Origin of the sequence: uncultured Amnibacterium sp. (genome assembly GCF_964245895.1) — a bacterium.
GTDB lineage: Bacteria > Actinomycetota > Actinomycetes > Actinomycetales > Microbacteriaceae > Amnibacterium.
The window spans coordinates 23,186-40,509 of sequence record NZ_CAXTOQ010000001.1 but is presented as its reverse complement, the minus strand read 5'-3'; the positions used below and the strand labels follow the sequence as shown (position 1 = coordinate 40,509).

Below are 17,324 nucleotides of genomic sequence, written 5' to 3'. Positions count from 1 at the left end.
CCCCGCCTGCCCGCGCCGCTCACGCCGGCCGGCTGACCAGCGCGGTGACGCCCATCATCAGGCCGCGGTTGTCGCCGCGGACCCCGTCGAGCGCCCACTGACCCAGCTGGACGCTCGCCCGCACCACCTCGCCGGCGCGGGCGTGGCGGCGGTCGGTGTACGCGGTCCACAGGTGCTCGTCGACCTGGTCGCGGGTCAGCAGCAGCTCGGCGATCACCGCGGCGTCCTCCAGGGCCATCGCCCCGCCCTGCGCCAGCGTCGGGGGGCACACGTGCGCGGCGTCGCCGACCAGCACGGCCCGGCCGCGGTTCCAGGGCGGGTCGAGCAGGTGCGTCTCGAACAGCGTGTAGTTGATCTGGCTCGGGTCCGTCAGGGTCTCGCGGATCTCGTCCCACGGCCCGTGGTAGTGGGAGGCGAGCTCGACGACCGTGGCCAGCTGCTCCTCCGGGCTCAGCGTCGTGCGGTCCTGCCCCGCCTCGACCAGGTAGGCGTACTGCGTGTCCTCGCCGGTCGGGCAGTACCCGGCGATGTACGCCTCGCCGCCGTAGTACAGGTCGGTGTGCGTGATCGACGCCGGCCGCGGGCCGAAGATCCGCCAGATCCCCATGCCGGTCAGGCGCGTCTCCAGCTCGATGCCGACGGCGCGGCGGGTCCAGGACCGGATGCCGTCCGCGCCGATCACGACGTCGTAGCGTCCCGTCGAGCCGTCGGAGAACCCGACGTCGACGCCGTCGTCGTCCTGCTGCAGGTCGGTCGCGGCGACGCCGAGGCGGACCGTCGCGCCCACCTCCCGCACCCGCTCCATCAGGATGCGGGCGAGCACGCGGCGGTCCATCCCCATCACGGACGGCAGGTCGGGGCCGCCGGTGTGCGCGTCCTGCATCTCCACCAGGACGGTGCCGTCGGGGGTGCGCATGCCCGTGACGGAGAAGCCGTAGCCGTTCGCCTCCACCTGCGACCAGACGCCCAGCTGGCGCAGCACCCGCAGCGCGTTGCCCTGCAGGGTGATGCCGGAGCCGAGCGCGGAGGCGTCCGGCTTCGTCTCCACGAGGTCGACCGCGACGCCGCCCTCCGCGAGCAGGATCGCCGCGGCGCAGCCGGCCAGGCCGGCGCCCACGACGAGGGCGGATCGGACCGCGGGGCCGCCGATGGTGGCGTCGATCGCAGGCAGTGACATGGGTGGACTCCAGTGGCCGGGGCCGGCCCGTGGGGGCCGCGCCGGCCCTCACTCTCCCGACGCGCCGGGAGGCGAGGAAGAGGGACCTGCTGATGCAGGGGCATCACTGTCGTGAATACTCGGGGCAGCGGGACCCCGCCCGCGCGGACTGGGGGAGGGCCCATGAACATCGCGAACCTCGACCTCAACCTGCTGGTGTCCCTCGACGCGCTGCTGCGCGAGCGCAGCGTCACCCGCGCCGCGGAGCGGCTCGGCCTGACGCAGCCCGCCCTGAGCGCCGCGCTGCGGCGGCTGCGTGCGCACTTCGGCGACGAGCTGCTCACCCGGGTCGGCAACACGTACCAGCTGACGCCGCTGGCCGTGTTCCTGCTGGGGCGGGCGACGATCGCGATGGACGGGGTGGAGCGCGTCTTCGACGCCAAGCCCGAGTTCGATCCGGAGCTCTGCACCCGCGAGTTCGTCGTCCTCTGCTCGGACTACTCGTTGTCCGTGGCCGGGGCGCCGGTCGTCGCCGCGCTCGCCGCGCGGGCGCCGAAGGCGCGGATCCGCTTCCGGCAGCCCGCCCTTGCGCAGATCCGGAGCGCCGCGGACAACCTGCGGACCTCGGACGTGGGCATCCACCCGCACGGCTTCTCGGTCGACCTGCCCCACCTCGACGTGTTCCGCGACCGTTGGATCTGCATCGTCGCGGAGGGGAACGAGCGCGTCGGCGACCGGCTGACGGTGGACGACCTGACCGCGCTGCCCTGGGTCAGCGCGCTCGACCAGTCGTCGACGGCCTACACCCCCGCGCACAAGCAGCTGCAGCTGCAGGGCGCGGTGATCGACATCCGGGTCGTGACGGACAGCTTCCTCGCCGTGCCGGCGATGGTCGCCGGCACGGATCGGGTCGCGCTGCTGCAGGAGCGCCTGGCCCGCGCGATCCCCGGCGATCTCGGGATCCGGGTGCTGGACTGCCCGTTCGACGCGCCGCCGCTGCGGGAGGCGCTGTGGTGGCACCCGCTGTCGGAGGAGGACCCCGAGCACCGCCTGCTGCGATCGGCGTTCGCCGACGCGGCGCTCGTGCTCGCCTGAACGGCGCCCGCCCTCAGGGCAGCGGTGCGCGGCCCGCCGACGGGTCGACGCTCAGCGAGGCGAGGTGCGCGCCCATGGCGGCCCCGGCCGCGTCGGCGTCGCCCGCCGCGATGGCGTCGTGGATGCGCCGGTGCGCGACCCCGACCGCCTCCGCGCGCGCCCGGGAGGAGTTCGGCTCGAACCGCAGCTCCTGCGCCGACCGCAGCGCCCGCACGGAGGCGCGCAGCGCGCGGTTGTGCGAGGCCTCGGCGACGAGCAGGTGGAAGTCCAGCGCCGTCTCGGTGAAGACGCGCGGGTCGTCCACGGCCGTCCCGGCCCGGTGCAGCGCCGCCTCCAGCCGCTCCAGATCCGCCGCGTCGGCGCGCTGCGCGGCGAGGCGCGCGGTGAGCGGCTCGACCGTCTGCATCGCCTCCACCACCTCGTGCCAGCCGACCCCCGCCAGGTGCAGCTGCACCGACAGCGCGTCGGCGAAGCGGTCGGGGTCGGGCTCGGCGATGCGCAGGCCGCCGCCCGCGCCGACCTTCACCTCCACCACGCCCTGAACCTCCAGGGTGCGGATCGCGTCGCGGACGGTGACCCGGCTCACGCCGAACCGCTCCGCGAGGTCCTTCTCGGTGCCGACGCGGTCGCCGGGTCGCATGCCGTCGAAGAACGCGCGCTTGATCTGCGCCACGACCTCGTCGGACGCCCGCACGGTCCGCACCGGCGTCCACCCCCGCGCCGGCTCGCCGGTCATCGCCCGGCGGCCCCGGCCAGCGCGAGCCGCTTCAGCAGCCAGGGCACGATGATCTCGTGGACGGTCCGCTCGGGCCCCCACCCGGCGCCGAAGCCCATGTGCACGCCCTTCGGGTTGATCCACGCCTCCTTCGCGTCACCGCGCGTGATCAGCAGCAGCTGGTCGGCGATCGGCACCTGGCTGTCGCTCGCGCCGTTCATCACGAGCATCGGGGCGCACGGACCGTCGATCCGGTCGTCGATCAGCAGCGACATCCGCGGCCCGTACGCGAGGAACTCGTCGAGCGTCGAGACGCCGAACACGTTGGAGCGGGCGCCGAACAGGTCGAGCAGGTACTCGCGGGTGCCGAGCGCCTTCAGCTGCCACTCCTCCTGGAAGAAGTGGTGGACGGCGCCGCCGTGGTTGATCGCGCCGAGGATCCGGTCCTTCTCGAGGAACGCGACGCGGGTCGCCCAGTGGCCGCCCCAGCTGACGCCGCGCATGAACATGCGGGTGGAGTCGAGGTCGTCCCGCGTCTCCGCCCAGTCGTAGATCGCCGAGAACATCCGCTCGCTGCCGACGTCCGCCTTGATCGGCGCCTCGCCGGTGCCGGGCATGTCCACGCCGAACACGGCGATGCCGTGAGGGAGGTAGGACAGCGCCTCGTCGGCGACCTGCTCCTTCCAGAAGTCGAGGCCGCCGCACTGCACCATCAGCGGGAACGGGCCGTCCCCCGCAGGCGTGCGCAGGTAGCCGACGATCTCCGATCCCTCGAAGGGGATCCGCACCACCTCGAGCCGCTGCGGCAGCAGATCGGCGTAGCGCGCGTACGCATCGAGCGCCTTGGCGTAGGCCGCGCGCTTGCCCGGGGTCGTCGGCGCCGGGAAGCGGCCCATCGTGTAGGTCGTGTACGCGTGCTTGTACAGCGCGGCCCGCGCCTCCCGCGCCTCCCGCTCCTCCGCGTCCTCGGCCTCGCGCACGACGCGGTCGCCGACCGCGGTCCAGACGGCGGCCCACTCGTCGGGGTCCAGGGAGGTGAGTGCCGACATCGCCTCCTGCGCGTCGGGCAGGCGGATGCCGCGGCCTGGGTAGCCGTTGCCGGCGACCCGCTGCAGCACAGCCGCCTTCAGCTCGTCGAGCGTGCGAGGCGGGGCGATGCGCGGGTCGAGCGGCATGCGAGGATCCTGTCTGTCGGCCGAATGACCGTATTGTATGATCTTTCCATCGCGGCGGGCGAGCGCGGAGCACCGGAGGTCTCGGATGACGGGGAACCTGTTCGACCTCACCGGCAAGGTGGCGGTGGTCACCGGCTCGAGCCGGGGGCTCGGCTACGCGGTCGCGGAGGCGATGCTCGAGCACGGGGCCACGGTCGTGGTCTCGAGCGAGGACGCCGCCGACACCGCGGCCGCCGCCGCGGCGCTGGGGGCCACCGGCATCCCGTGCGACGTCGCGGACGACGCCGCGATCGCGGCGCTCGTGCAGCAGACCGTCGATCGCTTCGGCGGCATCGACGTCCTCGTCTCGAACGCCGGGATCCAGGGCGCCCGGTCGGCCGACCCGCTCGACATGACGGTGTTCGACCGGGTCGTCGCGGTGAACCTGCGCTCGATGGTCAGCCTGACGAAGCACGCGCTGCCTCACATGGCCGGCCGCGAGGGCGCCTCCGTCGTGCTCATGTCGAGCATCTCGGCGCTGCGCGGCAACGCGGCGATCGAGGCGTACGCGCTCGCGAAGGCGGGGGTCGCGCAGCTGGCGCGGAACCTGGCCGTGCAGTGGGGCCCGAAGGGCGTCCGCGCCAACGCGATCGCTCCCGGCCTGATCGACACCGCGCTCGCGGACCACATGAAGGCCGACGCGGCGTTCATGGCCCGGCGGATGCAGATGACGCCGCTGCGGCGGATGGGCCTGCCCACGGAGATCGCGGGGGCCGCGGTCTTCCTCGCCTCGCCGGCCGGCGGCTACGTCAACGGGCACGTCCTCGTCGTCGACGGGGGCACCGTGATCACCGATGGGAGCTGATCGATGGGCGTCGCACCCGTTCGCCGCGTCGTCACCGGGCACGACGCCGACGGCCGCGCGGTCGTCGTCGCCGACGACCTGATCGAGGGCGTGCCGAACCCGACGGGCTCGACCTTCCTGACCCTGCTCTGGACCAGCCTCGGCTCGCCCGTCGACAACGACGACGCGACGGACGGGCGCGACCGGGAGGCGGGCCTGACGCTGCCCGGCGGCTCGGTGCTGCGCTTCGTCGACCTGCTGCCCGGCAGGAGCGGCCCGATGCATCGCACGAGCAGCCTCGACTACGGCATCGTCGTCGCCGGCACGATCGAGCTGATCCTGGACGACGACGTCCGCACCCTCGTGGAGGCGGGCCAGGTCGTCGTGCAGCGCGGCACCATCCACGGCTGGCACAACCCGAGCCCGGACACGACGGCGCGCGTGGCGTTCGTCCTGCTGGACGCGAGCCCCGCGACCGTCGACGGGCGGCCGCTGCCGGACATCCACCCGGCGGGCGCGCCCCGGCCGGCCGGCGACGGGGCGTAGCGCAGCCGCTGTCGCCGTCCGGGAGGATGCTCCTGGCACGGCTCGCGGCGTCGGTCCCGACGCCCGGCCGGACGGGAGGACGCATGGGCGCGCTCGACGACGGCGAGCGGGTGCGCGCGCCCGACGCGGCGACCTGGCGCGCCTGGCTCGAGGCGAATCACGCGTCGTCGAAGGGCGTGTGGCTGCTGCGCGGGCGCCCCGGCTTCGGCCATCTGCACATCGAGTACGAGGCGGCGATCGTGCAGGCCCTGTGCTTCGGCTGGATCGACGGTCCTGTCCGCGTGTTCGACGAGGAGACCAGCGGCCTCTGGTTCGCGCCCAGGCGGCCGTCGAGCGGCTGGGCGGCGACCAACAAGGCGCGCCTGCTCCTGCTCGAGGAGCAGGGCCTGATGGCCGAGGCCGGGCTGCGCGCGGTCGAGGTCGCGAAGGCGAACGGCGCCTGGACCGTGCTCGACAACGCGGAGGCGCTGCGGGAGCCGAGCGACCTGGCCGCCGCGCTGGACGCCGATCCGGCCGCCCGCGCCGCATGGAACGGGTTCCCGCCGTCCGCGCGGAAGGTCGGCATCGGCGCGGTGGACGCCGCGCGGCGGCCCGAGACGCGCACCGCCCGGATCGCCCGGCTCGTCGCGGACGCCGCCGCGGGGAGGCGGCCCGGCTGACCGCCGCCGCCGCGACCGGCCGTCAGGTGGCCGTCGGACTCGATCCCATGGCGCCCGTCTCGACCAGGAAGGCGAGCATCGCCTGCGCGTCGCCGAGGCGTCGGTAGCGACCGAAGACGTGCCCGGTCCCGTCGGTGACGACGAACCGGCGCCCGATCTCGATGCTGCCGACCACGCCGCGCTCCGCGATCCCGACCACCAGGGTCGGGGTCAGCGTGCGCCACCGCACCGGCTCCTCCTGCACACCCGCGTTCATCATCGGACGCCCCTCTCGTCGCATGATCCCGATCGTCGGGATCATGCTGCGCCGCAAGATCCCCGGCTGCACCGGCTTGCGCGGACCCCGCGGGTGTGCTGCGGACCCGCACGGCCCGAGCCCTCGAGCGGGTCCTCCACGACGTCGCGCGGTACCGCCACCCTCGCGCGGTGGGGAGGCCCACCGCGCGACGGTGAGGACCACCGCGCGACGGTCGCAGCGAGCACCACGAGCCGCGGCGGCGACGCCGAGCCGAACCGGGAAACCGTTCCTAGTCGATTACCTGGCCGGTGGCTCCCTTCACCCGGTCGCGCCAGTCCTGCAGCGCCTCGGGCGTGAGCCGCGGCCAGTCGAGCACCTCGCCCGTGATCCGCAGCGGATGGGAGCTGCGGTAGGAGCGGGTCGGGTTGCCGGGGAGCTTCTTGTCGGTGACGTTCGGATCGTCCTCGAACTCGCCCGTGGGCTCCACCGCGTAGACCCGCGGTTCCCCGTCGCCGCGGGCGAGCTCGGCCGCGAGGCCGGCCCCGTTCCGCAGCGCCGTGAAGTAGATGTGGTGCATCACCAGGTCCGGCCGGTAGTTCGACCGGTGCCCCGGTGCGAGCAGGTCGCCGACGCGCAGGTCCGCCCGGGTGCCGTGGAGGAAGGGTCCCGACTCGGTGGGGTTCGCTTGCGAGTTCATCGGTGCTCCTCCTGCGCGCGTCCCGCTCGGCGATCGTCCCGGCAGGTGCCGGATCGCGCGGGTGGCGCGATCCGGGATGCTGCCGCAGGGACGGGGGCTTGCCGCAAGACCCCCCACCCGCGATAGTCGTTGAAGGAGGACGTGACCGCCCATCGACCCATCGGGAGTCCGCTCGGCGGCACGCGTCGGACCGGTGGCGGAGAACGCCACCGGTCCGACGTGCCCGGAGGGCCCGAGATGATCAGGTCACTCCGCGGGTCGCGCTACTCGCAGTCGCTGGCGGGGCTGCTGCCCGATCCGTTCGTGCTGCTCGCGGTGCCGGCGGCGTTGCCGGCGGAGGAGGAGCCGCTCTGGTTCGTCGTGGCGTTCCCGCCGTCGGCCGTGCTCGAGGCGGGCGCGTCCACCACGGTGCTGCCACCGCTGCTCTGACCCAGCAGGGCCGCGCTGTTGCCGTTCCCGACGGTGACCGGCACGCTCACGACCGATCCGGACGAGGCGTTGCCGCCCGTGGTGGTGGCCGTGTTGGACTGGTTCGAGGTCGACGACTGCGAGGTGGAGCTGCTCGACGAGGTCGTCGAGTCGCTCTTGCTGGAGCGGGACGGCGAACCGCCGGCGGAGCCGTTCGTGCTGCTCGCGGTGCCGGCGGTGTTGCCGGCGGAGGAGGAGCCGCTCTGGTTCGTCGTCGCGCTCCCGCCCTTGGCGGTGCTGGACGCCGGCGCGGAGACGCCGGTGTTCCCACCGCTGCTCTTCCCGAGCACCGCGACGCTGTTGCCGTTCCCGACGGTCACCGGGGCGCTGATCACCGACCCGGAGGTGGCGTTCCCGCCCTTCGTCGTGGCCGTGTTCGACTGGGTCGAGCTCGCGGACTGCGAGGTGGAGCTGCTCGACGAGGTCGACGAGCCGCTCTTGCCCGAGCGGGGCGACGAGTTGGTCTTCGACCCGTTCGTGCTGCTGCTCGTGCCGGCGGTGTTGCCGGCCGAGGACGAGCCGCCCTGGTTCGTCGTCGTGGCCTTCCCGCCGTCCGCCGTGCTGGACGCCGGAGCGGACACGATCGTCGTGCCGCCGCTGCTCCTGCCGAGCACCGCCAGGCTGTTGCCGTTCGCGACCGTCACCGGGGCGCTGCCGACGGAACCGGACTTGGCGTCGCCGCCGGTCGTGGTCGCCGTGTTCGACTGCGTTGAGCTCGAGGACTGCGTCGTGGTGTTGCTCGACGAGGTCGACGGGCTGCCCTTGCCCCACCATGAGGACGAGCCGGACTTCGACCCGTTCGTGGCGCTGCTCGTCCCGGCGGTGTTGCCCGCGGAGGAGGAGCCGTGCTGGTTCGTGGTGGCGGAGCCGCCGTTCGCGGTGCTGGAGGCGGGCGCGAGCACGAAGGTGCTCCCGCCGCTGCTCCGGCCCAGCAGGACGGCGCTGCTGCCGTTCCCGCCGGTCAGCGGTGCGCTGAGGACGGAGCCGGAGGTCGCCCGACCGCCGGTGGTGGTGGCCGCGTTCGACTGCGACGAGGTCGCCGTCTGGCCGGTCCTGTTCGAGCCGACGACGCTCGCGTCAGCGGCCGTCGCGGTGAACGCCGTCAGTGATCCGACGATGAGGACGCCGAGCATGCCTCGGCTGATGTGGGTACGCATGTGCGTGGTTCTCCTGTACTTGGTACTGCGTTGGACTGATGGATCCCGCTCAGCGCGGGTCCGCGCTGAGCGCGGAGGAGGCGCTCGTGCCGCTTCGAGGCGGCCCGAGTCCGATCAGTCGGGGCTGCAGTCGAGTACGAAGAAGGGGCCGGCGGGGATCCTGGCGTCGGGCGCGAGGCGTTTCCGCTGCACCAGGAGCACGATGCCGAACGCGGCCGCGCCGAGCCATGCGATCCCGCCCGCGGCACCGCCGCTGGTGCCGGAGCTCATCGTGCCGGTCGGGGCGGCCAGCGCGAGGACGTTCTGCAGGGGCGCGGTCGGCGCACCGAGGGGCGTCCCGCCGCCGGAGGGGCCTGCCGAGCTCGCCGCGGGCGCTGCGTGAACGGCGGCCTGCCGGGCGGAGATGCTCCCCGGAGCGCTCGTGACGGCCGCGTCGGTCTCGCTCGTCCGATCGCGGATCAGCAGCGCCGTCGTCTTCGACCGAGCGGCCGCGACCGTTGCAGGGCTCGACGGAAGGGGTGCGACGACCGAGGTCGAGTCGGGCTCAGCGGCGAGGGCGGGTGCGGGAGGGAGTCCCGCGGTGCCGGTGCCGGTACCGGTGCTGCGGGTGGAGGTCGCCGCGCCGCTGGTCGGGATCGCGTCCCTGGTCACTTGGCCGCCGCTCGAGCCACCGGCCGCAGCCGTCCCGGACGATCGCGGTGCGGGCCCCGCCGAAACGGTGCCGGCGGACGGAGCGCCCGCCCGCACGGGAGCGACGGCCGAGGTCCCTGCGCTCGTGGAGACGGTGCCGGCGACGGAGTTGACGCTGGTCCTCGCACCGCCGGCGACGGAGCCGACGCTGACCTTCGCAGCGCCGCCACCGGCACCGGAGGCGCCGACGACGCTGGTCTTCGCGCCGACGACGGTCGCCGTGACGACGGCAGACGCGGAGGCCGTGGTGGAGGCGATCGAGCCGCCGGCCGACGTGACCGTGACGGAAGCCGTGCCGGCGGTCGCGGTCGCTGCAGCGGAACCGCCGGAGGCGACGGCGGTCGCGGTCGCCGTCGCGTCGCCCGCGACGGCGACGACCGGGGTCGTGCCGCTGCCGACGGAGCCCGCCTGGTTCGCACCCTGCGACACCGCGGTCGCCACCGTCTGCGAAGCCGTCGCAGCGACCGAGTGCACGGAGCCGCCATCGTCCGCGCTCTTGGATGACGCCTGCGCGGCGGCGGTCGACGCGGTGCTCGCCCCGTCGGCGACGGCGTGCGAGGCCGGGTCGGTCGTCTTCGCGACCGCACCGGACTGCCCGGCGGCGACCGAGACGCCTCCGACGGCCACCGAAGCGACGCCGTACCCGGCGTTCGCGGCCAGCCCGCTCACGTCCGCGGGATCGCTGCTCGGCGTCGACGGGGCCGGAGGCGCGGCCGCCGGGCTCGACTGCTGCTGAGCGCCCGCCGGCCTCGCGCCGGACGTCGCCGCCTGCACGGTCTGCTGCACGGACTCGTCGATGGTCCCGGCGGCGGACGAGCCGGTGTCCGTGCCGAGGACGCCGACGGGCCCGTCGCTCTCCGCGGCCGACGCGCTCTGCGCGTCGAGGAACAGGATCGCGCCGCTCAGCGCGGCACCCGCGAGCGCAGCGACGGCCAGCGAACGGCCGAAGGTCGACCGTCCACCTCCGCTCGCCGGCGCCGCCGAGCCCTGTTCGTACGTCATCGTGCGGGCACGGTAAGTCGGGAATCCACGATTCGGGCTGAAAAGGTTCCGAATGCGCAAGGCTGCGTATCCGGGGTCGCCGAACGGGCCGCGGAATGGTTCGGCGGATGCCGGCGTCGGGTCGGACCGGCGGACCCGTGGGCCGTGCGCCGCTCAGCGCGCGGTGCGACGCAGCTGCAGCAGGGTGAGCGTGAGGACTCCGAGGAGCACGAGCGCGGCGCCGACGAGCCCGACCAGCACCGGCGAGAGATCGCCCAGCGCCGTGCCGAACAGCGCCGCGGTCGCACCGGTGCCGATCGCCGTCCCGACGTTGAACGCGGAGGGGGTGAGCGCGTTCGCGAGGGTGGGCGCCGAGCCCCCGAACCGCATGGCGAGGGCGGCAAGGATCGGGTTGACCGACAGACCGGTGAGCCCGACGACGGTGAAGAGGATCAGGGTCGGCGCCGCGGCCGTCGAGGTGAGCACGAGGCCCGCGATCGCGAGGGTCGTCACGACCGCGACACCGAGCATGACCCGGTACGGATGCGCGTCGCCGAGGCGTCCGGCGATGACGACGCCGATCAGGGAGGCGATGCCGAACAGGACGAGCGCGAGGGGCACGGCCGTCTCCGGCAGCCCGGTGCGGTCGGTGAGCAGCGGCGAGATGTAGCTGTAGAGCGACAGGACGCCGCCCGTCGCGAACGCGCAGGTCAGGAGCACCAGCCAGAGCCGGCCGGAGCGCAGCGCGACGAGCTCGCCGCGGACGGACAGACCCCGGTCGGCGCGGGCGTGCGGGACGAACCGGGCGATCGCCGCCGCGGCGAGGAGGGCGAGGACGGCGAGCGCCCAGAACGGGCCGCGCCAGCCGGCGACCTGGCCGGCGATCGAGCCGAGGGGCACGCCGAGGACGTTGGCCAGCATCCCTCCGGCCCCGACGATGCCGAGCGCTCGGCTGCGTGCCCCGTCCCCGGCGGCGTCGGCCGCGACCTGGCCGGCGATCGCCCAGAACGCGCCCGTCGCCAGGGCGGTCACGAATCGGGCGAGCAGCAGGACCCCGAACGCGGTGCTCAGCGCACCGACGACATGGCCGGCGGCGAAGACGAGCAGGAGGAGGACCAGCGTCGCGCGTCGCGGCAGCCGGAGGGTCAGCAGGACCATCGTCGGCGACCCGATGACCATCCCGATCGCGAACACCGTGATCGCGAGCCCGGCGCTCCCGATGTCGACCCGGAAGTCCCGGGCGACCTCGGGCAGCACGCCGGCGACGAGGAACTCGCTCGTCGCCATGAGGAACGTCCCGACCGCGACCACCCACACCACCAGCGGGAGGGCGCTGCGGGGTGCGGGCGGTCCGAGGACGGGCGCCGGCCCTGCGGTGGTGCTCACGCGGCGACGACCTGCTCGGGCTGCTCAGCCATGAGGGCTCCTCCTACTCGGCCGCGTCGTGCGCGGCGCGGTGCTGCTCATCGGTCACCGGCTCGAGCCAGTGCGTCGGGTCGCTGCCGTCCTCGTTCACGTCGAGCAGCGCGAGATGGGCCATCAGCGTGTCGGCGGAGGCGCCGTGCCAGTGCTCCTCGCCGGGCGGCGTCCAGACCGTCTGGCCCGGCTCGATGCGGACGACGCGGCCGTCGCGCGTGCCGACGAACCCGCTGCCGTCGACCCCGTGCAGAGTCTGCCCCACGTCGTGGGAGTGCCAGTTGGAGCGAGCACCGGGAGTGAACCGCACGAGCGCGGCGGTGAGCCGGGACGTCCCGGTCGGGGCGGCGATCGGAGTGACATACACGTCGCCCGTGAAGGTGCGCGCGGGCCCCTTGGCGGTCGGCTTGATGGGGGAGTGGTCCATGGAGGTCCCTTCGGTGGGTGGTCGGTTCAGACGGTGAGCAGGACCTTGACGGCACGCCGCTCGTCCATGGCCCGGTAGCCCTCGGCGGCCTGCTCGAGCGGCAGGGTGAGGTCGAACACCCTGCCGGGGTCGATCCTCCGGTCCCAGATCAGTCGGATCAGCTCGGGCAGGAAGCGGCGCACGGGCGCGGGTCCGCCGTGGATCGAGACGCCGCACAGGAACAGGGTGTCGCCCGTGATCCTGAGGTCGTGGGAGACGCCGACGAAGCCGAGGTGGCCGCCGGGACGCGTGGCCGCGATCGCCTGGTCCATCGCCTCCTGGGTGCCGACGGCCTCGATGGTGCTGTGCGCGCCGAGGCCGCCCGTCAGCTGCTTCACCTTCGCGACGAACCCGTCGCCGCGCTCCTCCACGATCTCGGTCGCGCCGAACTCGCGAGCCAGCGCCTGGCGGTCCGCGTGGCGGCTGGAGACGATGATCCGCTCGGCGCCGAGCTGCTTCGCGGCGAGCACGCCGAGCAGCCCGACGGCGCCGTCGCCGACGACCGCGACGGTCTTTCCCGGGCCGACCTCGGCGGCGACCGCGGCGAACCAGCCCGTGCCGAGCACGTCGGAGGCGGCCATCAGCGACGGGATCTGGTCGGCGTCCGGCTGCCCGGGCGTCGCGACGAGCGTGCCGTCGGCGAGCGGGATGCGCGCCTTCGTCGCCTGCGTGCCGATCGTGCCCATCAGCACGCGGTGCACGCAGAACGACTGGTAGCCGGCCTCGCAGATCTCGCAGGTGTTGTCGGAGGCCCAGAACGAGCCGACGACGAAGTCGCCGCGCTGCACGGTCCTCACCTCCGCGCCGATCTCCTCCACGACCCCGACGTACTCGTGGCCCATGACCGCGTCATGGACCTGCTCGATGCCGCGATACGGCCACAGGTCCGACCCGCAGATGCAGGTGGCGGCGATGCGGATGATCGCATCGGTGGGCTCGACGATCGTCGGGTCCTCGCGCTCCTCGACCCGGACGTCTCCGGCGGCGTGCAGAACGACTCCACGCATGGGGTCTCCTTCCGGTCGGTGGTCATGGCGCGCTGTTCCGCGCGCCGGTCTCCAGCCAAGCCGCCGCCCGTCGGGACAGGGAGTTCCTCTCGTGGCGCGTACCGGCGGGGCACCCCTCGCGCCCCGGCTCGGATCAGGACGTGCGGACGGCGGGTGCTGCGGTCCAGGACGCGAGCAGCTCGAGCGCGTGCGCCGTGGGGGAGGCGGGCTCCGCGGCGTAGATGGTGAGGCTCAGGCCCGGTTCGGAGACCATGTCCACGCTCTCGTACGCCAGCTCGAGGCCGCCCACCACCGTGTGGTGGAAGTGCTTCATCCCGGTGCCGTGCAGCCGCACGTCCTGCCGGGACCACAGCCGTCGGAAGTCGTCGCTGCGGGTGGACAGCTCGCCGACGAGGTCGTGCAGCGACTTGTCGTGCGGGTCGCGTCCCGCCTCCGTGCGCAGGATCGAGACGGCGATGTCCGCCGCGGCGTCCCAGTGCGGGTAGAAGCGACGGCTCTCCTCGTTCAGGAAGGTGTAGCGCGCGAAGTTCGGGTGCTCGCCCGGGTACGCGTCGTAGAGGGACGAGTGCATCGCCCGGCCGAGCGCGTTGACCGCGAGCAGGTCCATCCGCCCGTTCCGGATGATCGCCGGCGCGCTGATGCTGTCGAGCACCCACTGCAGCGCTGGCCGTGGCTGCCACTGCTTCGACGGCCGCCGGCGGGACCGCATGGCCGCTGCGGTGCCGTCAGCGGCATGGGCGAGGTGGAACAGGTGCTCCCGCTCCGCGTCGTCCAGCTGGAGGGCCCGAGCGATCGCGTCGAGCACGGACGCGGAGACGCCGCCGAGCGCGCCGCGCTCGAGCTTGGCGTAGTACTCCGGGCTCACTCCGGCCAGCGTCGCGACCTCGGAGCGCCGCAGCCCGGGCACGCGGCGAACGCCGCTGACCGAGATCCCGGCCCGCTCCGGCGTGAGCTTGCCGCGTCGCGAGACGAGGAACTGCGCCGCGTCGGTCCTGTCGTCCATGTCGCAGCACGCTACGACCCGGCCCCGGGAGGAGACACACCCTGGCGGTACACCCCTCCCTCGTCCGAACCGACACGGGTTGGATGGACCGCGACGAGCGGAGGGGAGCCCATGGTCGCGATGGTTCGCAGGCCTGCTCCTCGGCGCACCGGCTTCCTCGCCGCGGCCGGAGCCTTCCTGGTCGTCTTCGTCGCCGGCGCCACGCCGATCCCGCTCTACGGCACCTACCGCGCGGAGAACGGCATCACCGACGCCGAGTTCTCGCTGGCCGCCGTGAGGAGCGCGGCATGACCGAGTCCTCCTCCACGATGACCGACGACCGCCCGATCACCCGCGGACAGGCGCGGACCGCGCTGGTCCTCGGATCGCTCGGCTTCTTCCTCATCACGCTCGACATCCTCATCGTGAACCTCGCGCTGTCCCGGATCGGACGGGAGCTGCGCGGCGGCACCACCGGTCAGCAGTGGGTCATCGACGGCTACACCCTGACCTTCGCCGCACTGCTGCTCTTCGCGGGCAACCTCGCCGACCGGATCGGCGCGAAGCGCGCGGTCGGCGGCGGGGACGCGCTCTTCCTGCTCGCGTGGATCTGCTGCGCGATCGCACCGACGCTCGGCGTCCTCATCGCGTCCGGCGCAGTCCAGGGCGCGGCGGCCGCCGTGATGCTGCCGGCCTCGATGGCGCTCATCCGTGAAGCGTTCCCTGAGCCGCGCGAACGCGCGCACGCCCTCGGTATCTGGGCGGTCGGCGGCGCCGTCGCCGGCGCTGCCGGTCCGCTGCTCGGCGGGTTGCTGACCACGATCGACTGGCGGCTCGTGTTCGGGATCAACATCCCGGCCTGCGCGCTGATGCTCGCGCTGCTCGTCCGGGTCCTGCGATCGCCGCGGCGTCCGCGCCCGTTCGACTGGGCCGGCCAGGCGCTGTCGCTCGTCGCGCTCACCACCCTGATGTTCGGGCTCATCGAGGGCGGTCACGACGGGTTCGGATCCGTGGCGGTCGTCGTCGCGCTGGTCGTCGCCGCGCTCGCCCTCGTCGCGTTCGTGCTCGTCCAAGCGCGCGTCCCGCACCCGATGCTGCCGCTCGCGCTGCTCCGCCCCGAGGGATGCGGATCGCGCTGCTCGTCGGCTTCGCCTTCATGATCAGCAACTTCGGCACCGTGTTCGTCAACAGCCTCTACCTGCAGCAGCACCTCGGTCTCGCGCCGCTGCTCGCCGGCCTCGTGTTCCTGCCGTCCGCCGCCTTCAGCATCGCCGGCAACCACATCAGCGGCCCGCTCGCGAACCGCTTCGGCACGCGTGCGCCGATGATCGGAGGCCTCACCTCGATGGCCGTCGGTCTGCTCGGGATGATCCTCGTCGCGCCGCTCGGGATCCCCTGGCTGATCGCTCCGTGCATGGTCTTCACCGGCGCGGGCGGGTCGATCGCCATGCCGCCCACGACCTCCCTGGTGCTGGCGAGCGTCTCTCCTGCGCAGGCCGGCACCGCGAGCGCCGTCTTCAACACCTTCCGTCAGGTCGGTGGAGCGGTCGCGATCGCCGTGTTCGGCGCCCTCGTCGCGAACCCGGCCGGGTTCGTGGCCGGGATGCAGATCAGCTTCACCATCGCCGCGGCGACGGTTCTCGTCGGCGTGGCCGCGAGCGTCCGCGCCCGCTGACACCGGCGGTCGGTGCTCGAGGGCGTCGGGCGAACCCGCGGTCGGCGGCGGAAGGGGGGACACCCCCGAGATCGTCTGATCGGACCCGCCGGCAGCCCGCACGACGGAGTGCTGATCGAGTGCGGCGACCTTCTCGTCCGTCAGCCCGAGGTCGACCGGCGAGGCGGTGTCGGCGAGGTGGTGCTGCTTCGTCGCGCCGATGATCGGTGCCGCGACGACCGAGTCGCGCTCATTCCGCTTCTCGTCGAGGAACATCGGTGGTCGCAGCTCGTTCGGGACTTCCGGTTCGGGTCCCCGAACCGGGTGGCACCCCACAGGTCGTTCCACCGCCGGCTCTCACCCGAGCGGGCACCAGCCCGTGTGACGTCCCGCCGGTACGGCCGAGTGAGACCCCTACCCGTGCGCGGGTGGGGTCAGCGCCGGAGGGTCTGGCTCGGGTGCTCCCCGTACGCCGCGCGGTAGGCGGCGGCGAAGCGCGAGAGGTGCATGAAGCCCGCGGCCCGGGCGATCGTCGAGACCTGCGTCCCGTCCGCTCCGTCCGCGGCGAGCAGCGCGTCCCGGGTCGCAGCGAGTCTCGTGGCGCGCAGGTACGCGGTCGGGGTCAGGCCCAGCTGACGCTGGAACGCATCCTGCAGCCCTCGGACCGATAGCCGTGCCGCAGCGGCCATGTCCGCGACGGTGATCGGTCGCCCTGCGTGCTCGTCCGCGTAGGCGGTCGCGCGCCGAACAGCGGCGGTGCTGGGCAGGCGTCGCTCACCGGTCGACCCTGAGGCGTTGGTCGGGAACGTCAGCAGCATCGTCTCGATGAGCAGCTCCGTCAGCGTCGCTGCGATCACCGGCACGTCTGCCAGCCCGATCCGCATCGCCTGCTGGACGTAGTTCTTCGTCACGCTCCATCGGATGTCGCCGGCGGCGCCGACCGGAGCCGTGCCGAGGATGTCGAATTTCCCCGGGTTCGGCATGTGATGCGCCTCCAGCACGCGATGGACGGCGGACTCGCGGATGCTCAGCGCCCGGGACCCTCCGTGCTCCCAGTGCGCGAGCACGTGCTTCGGCAGCACCAGAGGCCGGTTCTTGTCGATCTCCGTGCGGCCGTCGTCGATGCCGCCGTCGTACTCGAGGAGGTCGCAGAACACGAACGAGCCGTCCCGATCGACCTCCGCGCGGGCCTCGCGCCCCTCGAAGCGGTAGTCGAGGTGGACGAGGTCCTCCCCACCGGTGAAGCCGTCCATGGTGAACGACGTCTCGCGCGTGGCCGGCCCGCTCATCCGGATCCCCGGGAACATCGTGCCCATCGAGTCCAGGATGACTTCGATGTCCTGCGACGCCTCCCGAATCACCCGCATCGCTCGGCCTCCTCGACTCACGGTCACATCCG

The 17,324-nt window shown here is 73.5% G+C and carries 19 protein-coding genes; 7 read left to right on the top strand and 12 right to left on the bottom strand.

The annotated features are described in order from the left end of the window. Positions 1-19: 19 nt before the first annotated feature. Positions 20-1,177 carry an FAD-dependent monooxygenase gene (locus ACFE60_RS00250; RefSeq protein WP_375386818.1) on the bottom strand — a complete coding sequence of 386 codons (1,158 nt, stop codon included), beginning with the start codon at positions 1,175-1,177 and terminating at the stop codon, positions 20-22. 162 nt (positions 1,178-1,339) lie between these two features. Between ACFE60_RS00250 and ACFE60_RS00245 the strand changes: the two genes are divergently transcribed. Beyond that, entirely contained in the window at positions 1,340-2,251 is a 912-nt protein-coding gene (locus tag ACFE60_RS00245) for a LysR family transcriptional regulator (RefSeq protein ID WP_375386817.1), read from the top strand. Between the two features lie 13 nt (positions 2,252-2,264). Here ACFE60_RS00245 and ACFE60_RS00240 read toward each other — a convergent pair whose 3' ends face one another. Further along, positions 2,265-2,987, bottom strand: coding sequence for a FadR/GntR family transcriptional regulator (locus ACFE60_RS00240; protein WP_375386816.1), 723 nt, complete (start codon positions 2,985-2,987; stop codon positions 2,265-2,267). Continuing rightward, positions 2,984-4,141 carry an alpha/beta hydrolase family protein gene (locus tag ACFE60_RS00235; protein ID WP_375386815.1) on the bottom strand — a complete coding sequence of 386 codons (1,158 nt, stop codon included), beginning with the start codon at positions 4,139-4,141 and terminating at the stop codon, positions 2,984-2,986. Before ACFE60_RS00235 ends, ACFE60_RS00240 begins: the two co-directional genes overlap by 4 nt. Before the next feature lie 85 nt (positions 4,142-4,226). Between ACFE60_RS00235 and ACFE60_RS00230 the strand changes: the two genes are divergently transcribed. The 3 genes from ACFE60_RS00230 (at position 4,227) to ACFE60_RS00220 (ending at position 6,169) form a co-directional block, all read left to right on the top strand. Next, positions 4,227-4,985: an SDR family NAD(P)-dependent oxidoreductase gene (locus ACFE60_RS00230; protein ID WP_375386814.1), complete on the top strand. Its 759-nt coding sequence runs from the start codon at positions 4,227-4,229 to the stop codon at positions 4,983-4,985. A gap of 3 nt (positions 4,986-4,988) precedes the next feature. After that, on the top strand, positions 4,989-5,510 hold the full coding sequence (locus ACFE60_RS00225; RefSeq protein WP_375386813.1) for a cupin domain-containing protein: 522 nt from the start codon (positions 4,989-4,991) through the stop codon (positions 5,508-5,510). Positions 5,511-5,593: 83 nt separating this feature from the next. After that, complete coding sequence (locus ACFE60_RS00220) at positions 5,594-6,169, top strand: YdeI family protein (protein WP_375386812.1); 576 nt, start codon at positions 5,594-5,596, stop codon at positions 6,167-6,169. A gap of 22 nt (positions 6,170-6,191) precedes the next feature. On the opposite strand, the gene ACFE60_RS00215 is transcribed toward ACFE60_RS00220, so the two are convergent. The 8 genes from ACFE60_RS00215 to ACFE60_RS00180 form a co-directional block, all read right to left on the bottom strand. Continuing rightward, positions 6,192-6,428 (bottom strand): hypothetical protein, encoded by a 237-nt coding sequence (locus tag ACFE60_RS00215; RefSeq protein WP_375386811.1) that lies wholly within the window; start codon positions 6,426-6,428, stop codon positions 6,192-6,194. Between the two features lie 268 nt (positions 6,429-6,696). Then, positions 6,697-7,104: an NAD(+)--rifampin ADP-ribosyltransferase gene (gene arr, locus ACFE60_RS00210; protein ID WP_375386810.1), complete on the bottom strand. Its 408-nt coding sequence runs from the start codon at positions 7,102-7,104 to the stop codon at positions 6,697-6,699. Between the two features lie 263 nt (positions 7,105-7,367). Further along, positions 7,368-8,729, bottom strand: coding sequence for a beta strand repeat-containing protein (locus tag ACFE60_RS00205; protein WP_375386809.1), 1,362 nt, complete (start codon positions 8,727-8,729; stop codon positions 7,368-7,370). 114 nt (positions 8,730-8,843) lie between these two features. Then, positions 8,844-10,421 (bottom strand): hypothetical protein, encoded by a 1,578-nt coding sequence (locus tag ACFE60_RS00200; protein WP_375386808.1) that lies wholly within the window; start codon positions 10,419-10,421, stop codon positions 8,844-8,846. 153 nt (positions 10,422-10,574) lie between these two features. After that, positions 10,575-11,786 carry an MFS transporter gene (locus ACFE60_RS00195; RefSeq protein WP_375386807.1) on the bottom strand — a complete coding sequence of 404 codons (1,212 nt, stop codon included), beginning with the start codon at positions 11,784-11,786 and terminating at the stop codon, positions 10,575-10,577. A 43-nt stretch (positions 11,787-11,829) separates the two neighbouring features. Then, on the bottom strand, positions 11,830-12,243 hold the full coding sequence (locus tag ACFE60_RS00190; RefSeq protein ID WP_375386806.1) for a cupin domain-containing protein: 414 nt from the start codon (positions 12,241-12,243) through the stop codon (positions 11,830-11,832). A gap of 26 nt (positions 12,244-12,269) precedes the next feature. Next, complete coding sequence (locus ACFE60_RS00185) at positions 12,270-13,289, bottom strand: zinc-dependent alcohol dehydrogenase family protein (protein ID WP_375386805.1); 1,020 nt, start codon at positions 13,287-13,289, stop codon at positions 12,270-12,272. 133 nt (positions 13,290-13,422) lie between these two features. Then, positions 13,423-14,292: a helix-turn-helix transcriptional regulator gene (locus tag ACFE60_RS00180; RefSeq protein WP_375386804.1), complete on the bottom strand. Its 870-nt coding sequence runs from the start codon at positions 14,290-14,292 to the stop codon at positions 13,423-13,425. Between the two features lie 111 nt (positions 14,293-14,403). On the opposite strand from ACFE60_RS00180, the gene ACFE60_RS00175 reads away from it, so the two are divergent. Genes ACFE60_RS00175 through ACFE60_RS00165 form a run of 3 tightly spaced genes read left to right on the top strand, consistent with a single transcriptional unit; the run spans position 14,404 to position 15,946 of the window. Continuing rightward, the gene (locus tag ACFE60_RS00175; RefSeq protein WP_375386803.1) at positions 14,404-14,583 is read left to right on the top strand and encodes a hypothetical protein; all 180 of its coding nucleotides are present in this window, start codon (positions 14,404-14,406) and stop codon (positions 14,581-14,583) included. Beyond that, positions 14,580-15,431: an MFS transporter gene (locus ACFE60_RS00170; protein ID WP_375386802.1), complete on the top strand. Its 852-nt coding sequence runs from the start codon at positions 14,580-14,582 to the stop codon at positions 15,429-15,431. The genes ACFE60_RS00175 and ACFE60_RS00170 overlap by 4 nt, the downstream gene beginning before the upstream one ends. Further along, positions 15,395-15,946, top strand: a complete 552-nt coding sequence (locus ACFE60_RS00165) for an MFS transporter (RefSeq protein ID WP_375386801.1) — start codon at positions 15,395-15,397, stop codon at positions 15,944-15,946. The genes ACFE60_RS00170 and ACFE60_RS00165 overlap by 37 nt, the downstream gene beginning before the upstream one ends. Before the next feature lie 413 nt (positions 15,947-16,359). Here the strand turns inward: ACFE60_RS00165 and ACFE60_RS00160 are convergent, their stop codons facing one another. Further along, positions 16,360-17,292 (bottom strand): helix-turn-helix domain-containing protein, encoded by a 933-nt coding sequence (locus tag ACFE60_RS00160; RefSeq protein WP_375386800.1) that lies wholly within the window; start codon positions 17,290-17,292, stop codon positions 16,360-16,362. Positions 17,293-17,324: the final 32 nt, after the last annotated feature.

Coding starts and splice junctions, on each gene's coding strand:
- ACFE60_RS00245 (WP_375386817.1), top strand. CDS start 1,340: ATGAACATCGCGAACCTCGACCTCAACCTGCTGGTGTCCCTCGACGCG.
- ACFE60_RS00190 (WP_375386806.1), bottom strand. CDS start 12,243: ATGGACCACTCCCCCATCAAGCCGACCGCCAAGGGGCCCGCGCGCACC.
- ACFE60_RS00250 (WP_375386818.1), bottom strand. CDS start 1,177: ATGTCACTGCCTGCGATCGACGCCACCATCGGCGGCCCCGCGGTCCGA.
- ACFE60_RS00165 (WP_375386801.1), top strand. CDS start 15,395: ATGCGGATCGCGCTGCTCGTCGGCTTCGCCTTCATGATCAGCAACTTC.
- ACFE60_RS00215 (WP_375386811.1), bottom strand. CDS start 6,428: ATGATGAACGCGGGTGTGCAGGAGGAGCCGGTGCGGTGGCGCACGCTG.
- ACFE60_RS00225 (WP_375386813.1), top strand. CDS start 4,989: ATGGGCGTCGCACCCGTTCGCCGCGTCGTCACCGGGCACGACGCCGAC.
- ACFE60_RS00185 (WP_375386805.1), bottom strand. CDS start 13,289: ATGCGTGGAGTCGTTCTGCACGCCGCCGGAGACGTCCGGGTCGAGGAG.
- ACFE60_RS00180 (WP_375386804.1), bottom strand. CDS start 14,292: ATGGACGACAGGACCGACGCGGCGCAGTTCCTCGTCTCGCGACGCGGC.
- ACFE60_RS00230 (WP_375386814.1), top strand. CDS start 4,227: ATGACGGGGAACCTGTTCGACCTCACCGGCAAGGTGGCGGTGGTCACC.
- ACFE60_RS00175 (WP_375386803.1), top strand. CDS start 14,404: ATGGTCGCGATGGTTCGCAGGCCTGCTCCTCGGCGCACCGGCTTCCTC.
- arr (WP_375386810.1), bottom strand. CDS start 7,104: ATGAACTCGCAAGCGAACCCCACCGAGTCGGGACCCTTCCTCCACGGC.
- ACFE60_RS00160 (WP_375386800.1), bottom strand. CDS start 17,292: ATGCGGGTGATTCGGGAGGCGTCGCAGGACATCGAAGTCATCCTGGAC.
- ACFE60_RS00220 (WP_375386812.1), top strand. CDS start 5,594: ATGGGCGCGCTCGACGACGGCGAGCGGGTGCGCGCGCCCGACGCGGCG.
- ACFE60_RS00200 (WP_375386808.1), bottom strand. CDS start 10,421: ATGACGTACGAACAGGGCTCGGCGGCGCCGGCGAGCGGAGGTGGACGG.
- ACFE60_RS00170 (WP_375386802.1), top strand. CDS start 14,580: ATGACCGAGTCCTCCTCCACGATGACCGACGACCGCCCGATCACCCGC.
- ACFE60_RS00205 (WP_375386809.1), bottom strand. CDS start 8,729: ATGCGTACCCACATCAGCCGAGGCATGCTCGGCGTCCTCATCGTCGGA.
- ACFE60_RS00235 (WP_375386815.1), bottom strand. CDS start 4,141: ATGCCGCTCGACCCGCGCATCGCCCCGCCTCGCACGCTCGACGAGCTG.
- ACFE60_RS00240 (WP_375386816.1), bottom strand. CDS start 2,987: ATGACCGGCGAGCCGGCGCGGGGGTGGACGCCGGTGCGGACCGTGCGG.